Raw genomic sequence first — 14,455 nt, forward strand, 5'->3', positions numbered from 1 at the left:
CAGCACATTATATGCGGTCGCCAGGGAGGCTTTCAAGAGGTGAAAGGAACTTTTTTCTCTCCCTTCTCACGCCCGCAGAGCCAAGCCCCGCGAGCGAGATGCGTATTATAGGGACACATCCCCCGCTTGCAAGAGGGTGAGGGGAAAAAATCTCACAAACAGGAAGGGGCTGCGAATGCAGCCCCTTCCAAGCAAATATCTGATGTTACCCGCGAAATCAGTTCACAGCATCCTTCAGCGCCTTACCCGCAGTGAACTTGGGTACTTTGGCTGCGGGAATCTTGATAGTCTCACCCGTCTGAGGATTGCGGCCTGTGCGTGCAGAACGCTCACCGACTTTGAAGGTGCCAAATCCGATGATGGTAACTTGATCGCCTGCTTTCAGCGTTTCGGTTACCGTATCGATGCATGCATCCAGCGCAGCTGCCGCCTGCGCCTTGGTCAGACCCGCCTTTTCTGCAATGGCACCTACCAGTTCAGTCTTGTTCATGCCTTTATCTCCATGAGTTGTTTGAATTCTCCTGCCCCTGATGAGGATCCTGCCGTCATCGGAGCGACAACGGTAAGCAATTTATAGCAACGCCCCTTAGAGGTGTCAAGAAAAACGCCTGCTTTTTCGGGCACTTCACTGTCCTCTCCAACAATCAGCCCAACAAACGGCATACTCACACTCAGACAGAGCGTATACAATAAAGGCTGTTTATGCGGCCATACACATCCGAAGAGCAAGAAAGGAGAAGAAAAAATGGTTATCGAACGCGTTGTCATGATCTTTGCTGGCGCTGTCATTCTGTTGAGCTTGGTCCTGGCCATGTGGGTGAACCTGCAATGGCTTCTGCTGACTGCCTTTGTCGGTCTGAACCTGATCGTGTCCGGCCTGACCGGCTTCTGCCCGCTTGTCAAGATTCTTGAAAAGCTGGGACTGAAGCATGGCCAGCCGTTTGCGCCCAAATCAGACGAACAGATCTGATCCTCCCGCCCGTCCTCAGGGCGGGCATGAAGCTTCCTCCAGCACCCCATCTTTCAGACGTACAACGCGATCGACACGTGCTGCAATTTCCGGATCGTGCGTAACGATAAGGAGCGCAGTCTGCAGCTGCTCATTGAGTTCCAGCATCAGATCAAGCACCTGGTGAGCTGTCTGACTGTCAAGGTTGCCCGTAGGCTCATCTGCCAGCAGACAGCTGGGACGGCTGATGAGCGCCCGTGCCACCGCAACCCGCTGCCGCTCACCACCCGACAGTTCGGCCGGCCTGTGATCCAGCCTCTTATTCAGTCCGACCCGCCCAAGCAGCTCTGCAGCCTGATGCCTTGCTTCGATCAACGGTGTGCGCCGAATGATCAGAGGCATCATGACATTCTCCAGCGCACTCAACTCCGGCAGCAGATGATGAAACTGATAGACAAAGCCGACATGACGATTACGCAGGCGGCAACGCGCGCCCTCCCCCAACGATGAAAAGGAGCGCCCCTTGAGCAGAACCTCTCCTTTGCTGGGCACATCAAGCCCGCCCAGAATATGCAGCAACGTACTTTTTCCGGAACCGGAACTGCCCACAATAGCCATGCGAGCGTTTGCAGGCACTTCAAGAGAGACGGACTTGAGGACCTCGGTTTCGATCACCCCCTCTCGATAGGTTTTGGAAAGGCCGACCGCCTTCAGCACTATCTCATTCATACCGCAACGCCTCCGCCGGCTGAATCCTGGCCGCGCGCCATGACGGATAGAATGTTGCTACCAAGGTCAGCAGAAACGCCAGCACTGCCACAGCTTCCACATCCCTCCACTCAAGTCGGGACGGCACCTCGCTGATGTAGTAGATGTCCGGCGGGAAGAAACGGATACCCAAAAGATGCTCAATAAAGGGCACCACCACATCCAGATTGAGGGCCAAAGCAACACCTGCCGTGACGCCAATGAGAATTCCGACAGTCCCGATCGCTATCCCCTGCACCATGAAGAGCAGCATGATGCTGACTGGGGTAGCGCCCAGCGTCTTGAGGATGGCAATATCCGCCTGCTTGTCAGTCACGACCATCACCATCATGGAGACAATATTGAAGGCGGCCACCATGATGATCAGCGCAAGCACGATGAACATCATGCGTTTTTCCATGTGCACCGCCTTGAAGAAGTTGGCATGGCGCTGCGTCCAGTCGATGGTATACAGCGTCTCGCTTAATCGCTGAGCCAACGCCTTGCGCACCGCTTCCACGGCAAAAAGGTCGTCCAGCCTGAGAGTCAAGGCTGTGACCGTGTCCTTCGGGTAGCGGTAGATCTTCCGGGCATCTGCTATGCGAATGACCGCAAGCCCCGCGTCATATTCATACATCCCGGCAGAAAAGATTCCGACTACCGTCATGCGCTTGAAGCGGGGTAATACCCCGACCACCGTCACACTGGCTTCCGGGGCGATCAGCGTCACCTTGTCCCCCACCGTCACACCGAGTGACTCCGCCAGTTCCTTGCCCAGCAGGATGCCATACTTGTGCGTCTGCAAGGCACTGAGGCTGCCGCTGACCATTTTTCTGTCCAGACCGGACACCTGCGGTTCCCATTCGGGATCGATGGCCCGCACCACGACGCCCTTAACCGTTTTTCCGTGAGACAGCATGGCCTGCTCCTCGATGACCGGCGCCATGCCGACCACATGAGGCGTGCCCCTGACCTGTTCCGCCACACGCCTCCAGTGATGCAGACGCTGGTTGTACCCTGTAATCTGCATGTGCGCCGTCATGCTGAGGATGCGCTCCCGCAACTCATGCTGAAACCCATTCATGATGGACATGACCACAATCAGCGCCATCACGCCCAGCGCAATACCGGCAATGGAAGAGAAGGAAATGAAGGAGATGAAGCCATTCCGCCGCTTGGCACGGGTATAGCGCAATCCGAGCTGAAGTTCGTACGGCAGAGCGTTCATGGCGAGTTCAAAATGATTGAAGACGGCAAGTATACAAAAAACCCGGCGCAAAGGCCGGGTTTGCAGTTTTATTCAATAGGAAGTGAGCTCAGCGCTTTGTGCCTTCTTCGACGGTTTTTTCTGCCTCTTCATGTACAGCGGCTTCACACGCCTTGTCATCAGGCTCGGGGCAGACACGGTTCTGCTCAAGCTCGAAAGCCTGTTCCGCTGCCTCAGGCGTCCGGGCAGAAGTTGCGGCCAGCCCGGCATAGACGGGTTCGGCCACCACCTGCGCATACTGCCAGCGCACAAGCGAGTCTGCAGCCAGCACAAACACGCTCACCAGCGTGGCGCCCCAGAACAGACCCTCCACCACGGAACCCGTCACAAGACCGGTGACCGGATCGAGATTGGTCACCAGAACATAGGAGGCCAGCAGCAGGTAGAGTCCGAGATAGGCATAGCGGTAGGGCCCGTAACGGTCCAGCCAGATGGTGGCCAATCCATAGCGGGTCAACTGCTCGAGCAATCCGTGCTTTCTGGCACCACTGCGCTCATAGGCCTTCTGCAGATCTGTTTCTTCCAGCTCATCCTGCGCCAGTTTGTCCAGAAAGTTGCTCAGCGCGCCATAGCCGAACAGCAGATGGCTGCCCAGCAGATAGAACAGCGCAAAGCCGATGACAAACGCCACTTCTTCCGGCAGCCAAGGCCGAATGATCAGGTCCAGCAACAGAAGCGTGACAAATACGGCCAGCGCAAACAGCATGCTCCACCAGAGCACCTGTTCAAGCAGAGGTTTTTTGGCAGTCATGTTCCTTCCTCCTTACTTCTGCTTGGCGGATTGCTGACCGGCTGGTTTCTTCAGCGGCTGCCCGTGCACGAAAAGGTGGGTCATGTCATAGATGTCAGGCAGAAGCGGATAGGCGTACCGAATGGTGGTCGCCACCACATCGCCGTCCTTGAGAAGCGGCGTATCCGCCTTCAGCTGAACCTGCATGGTCTCCACGGAGAATGGCGGCACTACCAGCGGTTGCTTGAAAGCCACATAAGCCATGTCATATCCGTCTCCGTTCTTCGGCTTGAAGGCAATACCCTTGCCCAGTATGGAAATGGGCTGACCCCCGGGATTGCTGAAAGTCAGCGACAGCGTATGGGTTTTCTGATCATAGCTTGACTGGATCACAGCCGGTGCAGCCGGCATAGCTGCAATGGTCGCCTTCAGTCCGGCATTGCCAAGGTAGCTGCCAACACCCCAGCCGGCAATCACGCCCAGAAACGTCATCAGAAAGATCAATGCATAAGGTCTTTTCATTGTCATGCTCCTTTGAATTGAATGGATAAGATTTTGTCCTGCACGGAGGTTAATGGGGGCGCTCAGAGCACCTTCAACCCCGAAGGACATGAGGGTTTCGGCATGACATATGTGCTGAAGCTGATGAACTACTGCCGTCAGGAAAGATCACGCCTCATTTCGAGCAGGAAATCCACCGCCTGCTGCTGATGACGCGTAAAGGAAAAAGCAGGCAGACTACCAAGGATCCCGGCCCCATAACTGCGTTGCGTAAGCCTGGGATCACACAGCACCAGCACCCCTCTGTCATGGGTAGTGCGAATAAGCCGTCCCACACCTTGCCGCAGGGAAAGCGTTGCCCGTGGCAGTTGAATCAGCGAAAAGGCGTTCAGCCCCTCCTCCTTGAGCCGGGCTTCCTGCGCCGCCAGAACAGGATCATTGGGCGCAGAGAAAGGAATACGGTCGATCATGACCAGCCGCAGCCTGTCTCCGGGCAGGTCGACGCCCTCCCAGAAGCTGGCCGTGCCCAGCAGCACGGGCCGGTGACTGGTGCAAAAGCGTTGCAGCAGTTCCCCTTTTGGCAGCTCCCCCTGCATGAGCAGCGTGCCACTCCAATGGGCACGCAGAATCTCATGGGCCGCATGCATGGCCCGGTAGCTGGAAAACAGCAGCAGAGCATGCCCCTCACTGGCCTTGAGCAATGGCCAGACCCGCCGCAGACAATGGCGCACGTAGTCCGGATCATTGGGATCCGGCAGCCCATGCGGATGATAGATCAACCCCTGCCTGGCATGATCAAACGGACTGTCGAAGGCGACTGTCTCTACATCCCTCAGTCCCAGGCTGCGCTGAAACCCTTCAAAACCACGACTGTCCTGCAGGGTGGCGGACGTCATGATCCAGCCATCCCCCAGACTTTCCATCCAGCTGGAAAAACTCCGGCTTACATCCAGTGGCGTCACATAGGCCCGGAACCAGCGATCTCCTCCTTCAAACCAGGCCACAGAGTGGCGATCATCCGCCGCCCACCACTGAGACGCTGCATCCAGCAACCCGCGCGCCTGCTGATAAACGGCGGCCAGCAACTCACCCCGTGTATGCACCTGCTCCAGATGGGCCGTCAGCTCACCCAGCACTGTTTCAAACGACTGCCAGCATGGCGCCACCCTATCCCTGACCTCAGCCAGAGCTCGACGCTCGCTCCCGAGCATGGACACCAGCCCGTCGCACACGGGAGCAATGGCTTCAAGCCTGCGTCTGAGCACCCCGTCATCTGCGGCCTCTTCAGCCTGCGCCGCCAGACCGTCATCCAGAAGCTGCTGCAACCGGGCACTCCCCCACTGCACACCGAGGAACTGCTGCACCACTGCCGGCAGATGGTGCGCTTCATCGATGACATAGACATCCCGCTCCGGCAGAATGCCAGGCGCGCCCGCCTGCTGCAGCGCCATGTCCGCAGCCAGAAGGTGATGGTTGATCACCACCAGCTCCGCCGTCTGTGCCTGCTCGCGCAACCGGGCATGACGGCATGCTTCGTCACACCCGCTGACCTGACAGAATTCCGCCTGAGCGCACACATGCCGCCAGACCGGCGCGTCTTCGGGCACCACTGTGCAATCCGAACGGTCTCCACTCCCCCCTTGCGCAAGCCAGCTGCGGATGCGGGCCACCTGCGCCATGACAGGGGCAGACAGCTCGCCATTGCTTTCGGCCAGCGCCAATCGTTTGAGGCAGACATAATTGTCCCGACCCTTCAATTGCACGACACGAAACCCGGCAGGCGCCAACGGCAGGATACGTGGCAGATCCTTTTCCGTCAGCTGATGCTGCAACGCCTTGGTGGCCGTTGAAACCAGCATCCGTCTGCCGCTGAGCAAGGCAGGCACCAGGTAGGCAAAGGTTTTGCCCGTGCCCGTGCCCGCCTCTACGATCAACGCCTTTTTCTGCTCAATCGCCTCGGCGACGCGCAGCGCCATGGCCAATTGCCCCTCACGGGGCTCGAATCCTTCGATCAGCTCGGGGAGCGTCTGCTCAAAGGCGCGTTTCACCTGTTCCTTCAAAGTCATGCCGGCATTATATTTGCCTGAAAAATCTCAAGCCGCTATAATTCCGCTTTTGACATTCAGTCATCCATATACGGGAGCACCATCATGAAAGTTCTGTCCTCTCTGAAGTCTGCCAAGAAGCGCCATAAGGACTGCCAGGTCGTGCGCCGTCGCGGCAAGGTTTATGTCATCTGCAAGAGCAACCCCCGCTTCAAGGCTCGCCAGAAGTAAAATCATTGCAGTGAATCTGAAAAAACCCCGCCTCTGCGGGGTTTTTTATTGCCCGCACACAGGCATGAAAAAACCCGGCACATGGCCGGGCTTTTTCTGCGAACACGCATTTGATGATCAGTGCTTGCGCACGATCTTCTCCTTGATGCGCGCAGCCTTACCGGTGCGGCCGCGCAGATAGTACAGCTTGGCGCGACGCACATCACCGCGACGCTTCACTTCAATGCTGTCGATCATGGGGCTGTGCGTCTGGAAGGTACGCTCCACACCCACGCCGTTGGAAATCTTGCGCACGATGAAATTGGAGTTCAGGCCACGATTTTTCTTGGCGATGACTACGCCTTCGAACGCCTGAATGCGGGTGTTGTCACCCTCTTTTACGACAACCTTCACCACAACGGTGTCGCCGGGACCGAATTCCGGCAGATCCTTGCGCAGTTGCGCTTCTTCGATTTTGGCGATGATCGGGTTTTTCATCCTTCAACTCTCCGTCAATCAAGTGGCAGACCCCACTCGATCAGTTGCTCATTGCTTACATGACCCAGCTTGCGTGCGCGCCTGAGCAGCGCGCGCTGATCAGAGGTAAGCACCAAATTGTCAAGCAGGTCGGGACGACGCTCGGCCGTCCGTTCCAGTTTGCGCAGCAGGCGCCACATGGCAATCTTCTCATGATTCCCCTGCTGCAGCACCGCCGGCACGGCCATGCCGTCGATCTCCGGCGGTCGGGTGTAATGGGGACAATCCAGCAGTCCGTCAGAAAAGGAATCCTCCTCCGCCGAACGTGCATCCCCCAGCACACCCGGAAGCAGTCGAATGACTGCATCCATCAGCATCATGGCCGGCAGCTCACCGCCACTGACCACAAAATCTCCGATGCTGACTTCCTCATCCACGTAGCGCTCGATAAAGCGCTCGTCCACGCCCTCGTAGCGGCCACACAGCAGGCCGAGCCGTGGCAGCTCTGCCAGCTGCTCAACCTTCTTCTGCGTCAGCGGCCGCCCCTGAGGGCTAAGGTAGATCAGCGGAAACGGCGTCTCATCCGCTGCCCGCATGGCCTCTGCCGTGGCGGCCAGGGGCCGGTACATCATCACCATGCCCGGGCCGCCGCCGTAGGGCCGGTCATCCACGCTGCGATAGTTATCGGTCGCGTAGTCGCGCGGATTCCAGAACACGGCCTCTACGGCCTTGCGCTCGAAGGCTCTGCGCGTCACGCCATGGTCCGTGAGCGCCGAAAACATTTCCGGAAACAGCGTGATGACATCAAAACGCATTCAGTCCGCCACGCCGTCCCAATCAACGTGGATCTGCCGCGCCTGCAGATCCACCCGCGTAACATAATGTCCCTCTACCAGCGGGATGAGGTGCTGTCCATCCTCACCCTTCACGCGCATGACATCGTGGCCGCCGGTTTCCACCATGTTGACCACCTGTCCCAGCGAAGCGCCATGCTGGTCGATCACCTCACAACCGATCAGATCGACCCAGTAGTAGCCATCCTCGCTGTCCGGGAGCTGGCTGCGGTCGATGGCGATTTCGCACCCCATCAGCTGCCGCGCCTGCTCCCGGTCATGCACGCCTTCCAGCTGGGCCACCAGCGCCCGGCCGCCCATGTGGGTGCGGTGTGCCCGCACCGAGACAGGCTGCCAGTCACCCCGGCCACACTTCAGATACCAGGGCTGGTAGCGGAAGATGTTCTCAATGGGGTCGGTATGGGAGAAAACCTTCACCCAGCCCTGCACCCCGTAAAGTCCATTGATCTTGCCGACAATCAGCTTGTCCGCCGCGTCGGCCATGGCCTCAGGCAGCCTTGTTCTTCTTCACCAGGCTGGCGACGCGCTCGGACATCTGCGCGCCCTCACCCAGCCAGTAGTTCAGGCGCTCGCCGTCGATACGGAAGGAGACCTCCTCCCCACGGGCGTTCGGATTGTAGAAACCCAGCTGTTCGATGAACCGGCCATCACGGCGGGCGCGCTTGTCAGCAACAACGATGCGATAGAACGGGCGCTTCTTGGAGCCACCCCGTGCAAGACGAATAACAACCATGGCTGTCCTCCTTTCAGTATCAACGGCGACGGCAGGAACTCCTGCCGACTGATTCTTCTACCCTTTTCCCGATTTCGGGAAACGGAAGATTATACCCTGCCGAGGAAAATCATGCCCGGATAAATCGCCTTTTCCACGCCCGATGCCACGCATCCGGTGGCGTTGGGATAAAATCCCGCCCATTGGCAACAGGACGCCCCCATGAACCGGCCCGACTTTCACGAAATCCCACTGGAGAATCTGTCGCTCAAGGCACGCAACGCAACTCTGCCCAAGGGCGCCTACAAGACCCGTGCGCTTAAGCACCGGCCCGACCCCAATGCGCCCCGGGCGGAAAAGCCCCGCTGGATCCGCGCCAAACTGCCCAAGGCTCGTGACATCGGGCGCATCGCCGAGATCAAGCACATCCTGCGGGAACATCAGCTGCACACCGTATGCGAGGAGGCCACCTGCCCCAATCTGGCCGAATGCTTCGGCAAGGGCACGGCCACCTTCATGATCATGGGCGACATCTGCACCCGACGCTGTCCCTTCTGTGACGTGCGCCACGGGCGGCCACGCCCGCTGGACCCGGACGAGCCGATCAAGCTGGCCCGAACCATTCAGGCTCTCAGTCTGCATTACGTGGTCATCACCTCAGTGGACCGGGACGACCTGCGCGACGGGGGCGCCGACCACTTCCGCGCCTGTGTCGAGGCCGTGCGCCAACACTGCCCGGACACCCGCATCGAAATCCTCGTGCCCGACTTCAAGGGACGCATGGACGTCGCCCTTGACCTGCTGGCCCAGTGTCCGCCCGATGTGTTCAATCACAATGTAGAGACCGTGCCCGCCCTCTACGAAAAGGCCCGCCCGCAGGCGGACTATGCCGGCTCCCTGACACTGCTGGCCCGCTTCAAGGCGCGCTTCCCCCACATCCCCACCAAAAGCGGCCTCATGGTCGGGCTGGGTGAGACCTTCGACCAGCTGATGGCAACTCTGCGAGATCTGCGCGACCACCAGGTGGACATGCTCACCGTTGGCCAGTATCTGCAGCCCAGCCCCTATCATCTGGCCGTAGAGCGCTACTGGACGCCGGAGGAATTCCAGCGTATCGAGCAGGCCGCCTATGACATGGGCTTCAGCCATGTGGCCGCCGGTCCCATGGTCCGTTCCAGCTACCATGCGGACCTGCAGGCCGAACACCGCCCCATTCCCGGCCAGAAGGCTTGAAAACCGCCTGAAAGGCGCCATTTTGAGGGAAAAACCCGGGCGCTCCCCGCGCGGCCTGCGGGCCATCCCGTAAAAATGGGGGAGACCCCGTCATCCGGAGGTCAATATGGATCAGATCAGCCGTTTTCTCTTCACCGAACTGGACATTCGCGGCCAGCACCTGCAACTGACCGAAAGCTGGCAGCAGATGCTGCGAGACCGTCACTATCCCCCCACCCTCGCACGCCTGCTGGGGGAGCTGACTGCCGTCACCGTCATGCTGGCCAACGGCCTCAAGCATGAAGGCAAGGTCACGCTGCAGATGCAGGGCAGCGGCCCGGTCTCCCTGCTGGTGGTGGAGGTGGACCACCAGCTGCGACTGCGCGGCATGGCCCGCACGCGGGATGCCCTGCCCGACATGCTCCAGTCAATGGACGAACTGCTGGGGGATGGCCAGCTGGTGCTGACCCTCTACAACGCCGCCACCGACCGACATGTGCAGTCCATCGTGCCACGACAGGGCGACAGCGTGGCCGCCAGCTTCGAGCACTTCTTCGCCCAGTCGGAACAGCTGGACACGCGACTGTTTCTGGCGGCCAACGAACAGGCTATAGGCGGACTGCTGCTGCAGAAGATGCCGGAGGCGGACAGCCAGGATCCGGACGGCTGGAACCGCGTCATCGCGCTGGCGGAAACGGTCCGACCGGAGGAACTGCTTTCCCTCCCGTGCGACACGCTGCTGCAGCGCCTGTTCCATGAGGAGACGGTGCAACGCTACGAACCGAGACGGGTGGAATACCACTGCCCGGCCGACCGGGAGCGGGTGCTGGCCACCCTCAAGGCCATGGGCGAAGACGAGGTGCGCCGCATTCTGGATGAAGAAGGGGCCGTGGTCATCCACAACGAACTGTGCAACGCCCACTTCAAGTTCACCCGCGAGGACATTGACGCCCTCTTCGGCGGCCAGACGCACTGACGCAACAGGCGGGCCGGCAGTGGCAGGACGCCCGGTTCGCGCCCTGCACGATGCATCTCACCGCCGCTGCCCGTAGAGCCGCCAGTAGGTGCCGCGCCGGCCCAGCAGCGCATCGTGATCCCCCTGCTCCACGATGCGACCGTCCTCGAACACCACGATCCGCTCCGCCTGCAGCACTGAAGTCAGCCGGTGCGCCACAATCAGTGCCGTTCGGCCTTCCAGCCATGGCCGCAACGCGTCATAGAGCCTGCGCTCGGTGTCGGCATCCAGCGCCGAGGTGGCCTCATCCATGATCACCACGGCGGGATCCTGAAGAATCATGCGCGCGATGGCCAACCGCTGCCGCTGCCCGCCGGACAGTCTGAAACCATCTCGGCCCACCCTGGTGTCCAACCCCTCGGGCAGCTTTTCCACGAATGCCCTCGCCTGCGCCATCTCCAGCGCCTGCCACAACCGCGACTCCGGCACCTCATCGCCGAGCGTCAGATTGAAGCGTACCGACTCGTTGAACAGCATCGGCTGCTGCAGCACCACCGCCACATGCCGGCGCAACGCCTGCCGGTCAATGCGCTCCAGCGGCACATCGTTGTAGCAGATGCAGCCGGACTGCGGCCGGTAGAATCCCAGCAGCAGGCTCACCAGCGTGGTCTTGCCACCGCCGGAAGCCCCCACGAAGGCCACCTTCTCGCCCGGTGCGATGGCAAAGTCCAGCTCCTTCAGCACAGGCGCTTCCTGCCCGTCATAGCGGAACGTCACCTGCTCCACCCGCACCCCCACGGGCGTCTGCACAAACGGGTTCTCCACCCCCTCTGTCCGGGGCTCCGTCTCCAGCGCCAGCACCTTGTTGATCCGCGTCAGCGCGCCGCTGGCGGCCGCATGGCTGTACTGGATGGAGAGAATCTCCTGTACCGGCCCCATCATGAACCACAGATAGCCGAAAATGGCCATCATCTCGCCGATGGTCAGGTCCGACCACAGCACCATCAGCAGCCCCGCCATGCGGAAGATGTCGAACCCGATGAGAAACACCATGAACGACAGCCGGCTGGCCGCATCCGACTTCCACACGAACTGCCCGGCCTCGTCCCGCACCCGGTCGGCCAGCGCCGTCAATCGGTCGAAGAAACGCCCCTCCTTGCCCGAAGCCTTCACCTGCTGGAAGGCGTCCAGCGTTTCGGTCACCGCCTGCTGGAATAGCTCCAGCGCGGTGTTTTCCCGCTTCTTCAGCTCGCGCACCCGCCGCCCTAATGCGATGGTGAAGTAGATCACCAGCGGGTTGAGCAGCAGAATGAACAGCGCCAGCGGCCAGTTGAGCCACAGCAGCACCGCCGAGACGCCCACAAGCGACAGCACAGCCACCACCAGCTTGCTGATGGTGGTGCCGATGAACTCATCCAGCGTATTGACGTCATTGACCAGCGTGGCGCTCACCGATCCCGACCCCAGCCGGGCGTAAGCCTGCATGGAGATGCTGCGCAGACGGGCCAGAAGATCCCGCCGGATGTGCCAGGTCACCGCCTTGCCGATCAGGGTAAAGTTGCGGCTCTGCCAGATGCCCAGCACCAGTCCCGTCAGGCGCAGCAGAATGGTCAGCAGCGTGATGACCCCGATGTAGAGCAGCGGCCCGTGCAGGCTTGCCGGAAAGATCGCCTGCATGGCCGACACCAATGGCCCACCATGGCCCAGCAGGACCTCATCCACCATTAGCGGGATCAGCAACGGCACCGGCACCGCCACTGCCGCTGCAGCTATGGCGATCAGGTTGGCCACGATCAGTGCACGCCGGTGCCGGCGCACCAGCTCCCAGATGCGCTTCCAGCTGTAGACCTGCATCAGTCGCTCAGACGGAACAGGCGATTGAAGTTCTGCCATGTCTGCTCGGCGATGGCTTCCGCCGGCTCGCCGCGCAGTTCAGCCAGCTTTTCCACCACATGGCGTGTCCAGGCCGGCTGGTTGGGCTTGCCCCGGTGCGGCACCGGTGCCAGATAGGGGCTGTCGGTCTCCACCAGCAGCCGCTCTGCGGGAATCTGCGCCGCTACGCCCTGCAGATCTTTGGCGCTGTTGAAGGTGACAATGCCGGAAAAGGAGATGTAGAAGCCCATCTCCATGGCCGCCTCCGCCGTAGCCAGATCCTCCACGAAGCAGTGCATGATGCCGCCCACCTCGCCAGCCCCCTCTTCTTTCAGAATGCGCAGCACATCCGGCGTGGACTCGCGGGTATGGATGATCACCGGCAGGTTCACTTCGCGCGCCAGCTGGATCTGACGGCGGAAGCGCGCTTCCATCCAGCCCAGGTCCTCCTTCTCCGGCTTGTGGTGGAAATAGTCCATGCCGATCTCGCCCACGCCGATCACCTTCGGATGGGCCGCCAGCTGCCGGAAACGCGCCTCATCCAGCACCGTTTCCGCATCCGTGGTGGGGTGGATGCCCACGGTGGCATAGACATTGTCAAACCGCTCCGCCAGTTCGATCACCTCATCCCAGCGCTCCGGACAGATGGCCACACACAGCATGCGGCGCACGCCGGCCTCCTCGGCCCGCTGGATGATCTCCTCCACCGTGCCCAGCTTGGCGGGGATGGTGTTCAGATGGCAGTGGCTGTCCGTAATTCTCATCGCTTCTCTCCGTAAAGATGTTCCACCAGCACCTGCTCAAGCACCAGCTGCACATTGATGCTCGAATGCGCCAGCATCGCCAGCGCGTGCTGCAGCGCCGTCTGCAGGCGGTTGTTGCGTTCACTGACTGGCCGCTTCAGGCTCCAGGCCAGCAGAAAGCGCAGCGGCTCCGCCGGGTTGTCCCAATCAGCCCAGTCCCGTGCCACACTCACCAAGTCCTGTTGCCCGCGTGAGAGCGCCGTCATCTGCTCACGCCAGCGGGTATAGCGGGACCAGCCATCGTCCGAAAGCCAGTCCCGGGCGGCGATCGGAGCATCGAACTGTTTATCCAGTGCCGCCTCAAGCCGATCCTCAGGCAGATCCGGAAATTGTTTCCGCAACCACTGGAGCCCCTCGGCCCGTGTCGGCTGCGGCAGGCGGATCAGCTGGCAACGGCTGCGCAGCGTCGGCAGTACCGCATCCACCCCCGGCGCCTGCAGAATGAACACCACATTGGGCGGCGGCTCCTCCAGTGCCTTGAGCAGCGCGTTGGCGCTGCTGGTGTTCATGGCCTCAGCCTGCGGTAGCCAGACCACCTTGAAGCCGGCAGAAGCGTGAGCGCTTTCCACCACCCAGTCAACCAGCGTGCGGATCTGATCCACCCTCACCGGCCTGCGCGGCGCCTCGGGTTCAACAATCCGCAAATCCGCATGGGTGCCCGCCTCAAACTGCGCACAGGCCGTGCATTGACCACAACCTGCTTCCGGGCACAGCAGCGAACGGGCCATCTCCCGACAGACCCCGGTCACACCCGTGCCCGCCGGCCCGGTCACCAGATAGCCCTGCGCCGGCCGCTGGCGCATGGCAGCCCACCGCTGCCAGAAACGCTCATGCCAGGGATAGCGGGTCACAGCAGCCGCTCCACCGCGCTGATCACCTGCTCCGCCACCGCCTCAGGCGACTGTCCCGCGTCTATGACCACATGACGATCCGGATCCAGCGCCGCCCTGCGCAGATAGGCCTGTCGCACCCGTTCAAAGAATTCAATGTCCTCCTGCTCGAAACGGTCCAGCGCGCCCCGCCGGGCGGCGCGGCGCAACCCCTCCTGCGGCGGCAGGTCGAACACCAGCGTCAGGTCGGGCCGAAAATCTCCCAGCGTCCAGTCGGTCAGGATATCAAGA

The 14,455-nt window shown here is 60.8% G+C and carries 18 protein-coding genes; 4 read left to right on the plus strand and 14 right to left on the minus strand.

The genetic code is table 11. From position 1 onward, the window contains the following. Positions 1-217 precede the first annotated feature (217 nt). Positions 218-490, minus strand: coding sequence for an HU family DNA-binding protein (locus tag F8K16_RS05745; RefSeq protein ID WP_294948140.1), 273 nt, complete (start codon positions 488-490; stop codon positions 218-220). 255 nt (positions 491-745) lie between these two features. On the opposite strand from F8K16_RS05745, the gene F8K16_RS05750 reads away from it, so the two are divergent. Beyond that, positions 746-970: a DUF2892 domain-containing protein gene (locus F8K16_RS05750; protein WP_294948142.1), complete on the plus strand. Its 225-nt coding sequence runs from the start codon at positions 746-748 to the stop codon at positions 968-970. A 15-nt stretch (positions 971-985) separates the two neighbouring features. Here the strand turns inward: F8K16_RS05750 and lolD are convergent, their stop codons facing one another. The 5 genes from lolD to F8K16_RS05775 form a co-directional block, all read right to left on the minus strand. Beyond that, the gene (lolD, locus tag F8K16_RS05755) at positions 986-1,678 is read right to left on the minus strand and encodes a lipoprotein-releasing ABC transporter ATP-binding protein LolD (RefSeq protein WP_294948144.1); all 693 of its coding nucleotides are present in this window, start codon (positions 1,676-1,678) and stop codon (positions 986-988) included. Continuing rightward, positions 1,671-2,975: a lipoprotein-releasing ABC transporter permease subunit gene (locus F8K16_RS05760; RefSeq protein WP_367122778.1), complete on the minus strand. Its 1,305-nt coding sequence runs from the start codon at positions 2,973-2,975 to the stop codon at positions 1,671-1,673. Before F8K16_RS05760 ends, lolD begins: the two co-directional genes overlap by 8 nt. Before the next feature lie 37 nt (positions 2,976-3,012). Continuing rightward, positions 3,013-3,714 (minus strand): hypothetical protein, encoded by a 702-nt coding sequence (locus F8K16_RS05765; protein ID WP_294948146.1) that lies wholly within the window; start codon positions 3,712-3,714, stop codon positions 3,013-3,015. 12 nt (positions 3,715-3,726) lie between these two features. After that, positions 3,727-4,215: a hypothetical protein gene (locus tag F8K16_RS05770; protein WP_294948148.1), complete on the minus strand. Its 489-nt coding sequence runs from the start codon at positions 4,213-4,215 to the stop codon at positions 3,727-3,729. Between the two features lie 137 nt (positions 4,216-4,352). Then, positions 4,353-6,260: an ATP-dependent DNA helicase gene (locus F8K16_RS05775; protein ID WP_294948150.1), complete on the minus strand. Its 1,908-nt coding sequence runs from the start codon at positions 6,258-6,260 to the stop codon at positions 4,353-4,355. A gap of 84 nt (positions 6,261-6,344) precedes the next feature. On the opposite strand from F8K16_RS05775, the gene ykgO reads away from it, so the two are divergent. After that, positions 6,345-6,470, plus strand: coding sequence for a type B 50S ribosomal protein L36 (gene ykgO, locus F8K16_RS05780; RefSeq protein ID WP_294948152.1), 126 nt, complete (start codon positions 6,345-6,347; stop codon positions 6,468-6,470). A gap of 117 nt (positions 6,471-6,587) precedes the next feature. Here ykgO and rplS read toward each other — a convergent pair whose 3' ends face one another. The 4 genes from rplS to rpsP are packed head-to-tail and all read right to left on the minus strand — an operon-like array spanning position 6,588 to position 8,513. Next, the gene (rplS, locus tag F8K16_RS05785) at positions 6,588-6,947 is read right to left on the minus strand and encodes a 50S ribosomal protein L19 (RefSeq protein ID WP_294948154.1); all 360 of its coding nucleotides are present in this window, start codon (positions 6,945-6,947) and stop codon (positions 6,588-6,590) included. A 14-nt stretch (positions 6,948-6,961) separates the two neighbouring features. Continuing rightward, entirely contained in the window at positions 6,962-7,741 is a 780-nt protein-coding gene (gene trmD, locus F8K16_RS05790) for a tRNA (guanosine(37)-N1)-methyltransferase TrmD (RefSeq protein WP_294948156.1), read from the minus strand. After that, entirely contained in the window at positions 7,742-8,263 is a 522-nt protein-coding gene (gene rimM, locus F8K16_RS05795; RefSeq protein ID WP_294948157.1) for a ribosome maturation factor RimM, read from the minus strand. It abuts the gene before it with no gap. A gap of 4 nt (positions 8,264-8,267) precedes the next feature. Then, the gene (gene rpsP / locus F8K16_RS05800; RefSeq protein WP_294948158.1) at positions 8,268-8,513 is read right to left on the minus strand and encodes a 30S ribosomal protein S16; all 246 of its coding nucleotides are present in this window, start codon (positions 8,511-8,513) and stop codon (positions 8,268-8,270) included. 201 nt (positions 8,514-8,714) lie between these two features. Between rpsP and lipA the strand changes: the two genes are divergently transcribed. Beyond that, positions 8,715-9,725, plus strand: coding sequence for a lipoyl synthase (gene lipA, locus F8K16_RS05805; protein WP_294948160.1), 1,011 nt, complete (start codon positions 8,715-8,717; stop codon positions 9,723-9,725). A 106-nt stretch (positions 9,726-9,831) separates the two neighbouring features. Further along, complete coding sequence (locus F8K16_RS05810; protein ID WP_294948162.1) at positions 9,832-10,680, plus strand: Hsp33 family molecular chaperone HslO; 849 nt, start codon at positions 9,832-9,834, stop codon at positions 10,678-10,680. Between the two features lie 57 nt (positions 10,681-10,737). On the opposite strand, the gene F8K16_RS05815 is transcribed toward F8K16_RS05810, so the two are convergent. The 4 genes from F8K16_RS05815 to F8K16_RS05830 form a co-directional block, all read right to left on the minus strand. Further along, complete coding sequence (locus F8K16_RS05815; protein WP_294948164.1) at positions 10,738-12,552, minus strand: ABC transporter ATP-binding protein; 1,815 nt, start codon at positions 12,550-12,552, stop codon at positions 10,738-10,740. Then, positions 12,513-13,295, minus strand: coding sequence for a TatD family hydrolase (locus F8K16_RS05820; RefSeq protein WP_294948166.1), 783 nt, complete (start codon positions 13,293-13,295; stop codon positions 12,513-12,515). Before F8K16_RS05820 ends, F8K16_RS05815 begins: the two co-directional genes overlap by 40 nt. Then, on the minus strand, positions 13,292-14,185 hold the full coding sequence (locus F8K16_RS05825) for a DNA polymerase III subunit delta' (RefSeq protein ID WP_294948169.1): 894 nt from the start codon (positions 14,183-14,185) through the stop codon (positions 13,292-13,294). Before F8K16_RS05825 ends, F8K16_RS05820 begins: the two co-directional genes overlap by 4 nt. Continuing rightward, positions 14,182-14,455 (minus strand): dTMP kinase (locus F8K16_RS05830; RefSeq protein ID WP_294948171.1); only part of this gene is annotated, 274 nt, incomplete at its 5' end. The genes F8K16_RS05825 and F8K16_RS05830, both read right to left, overlap by 4 nt.

This window comes from Sulfurivirga sp. (assembly GCF_015490265.1).
Classification (GTDB): Bacteria; Pseudomonadota; Gammaproteobacteria; order Thiomicrospirales; family Thiomicrospiraceae; genus Sulfurivirga.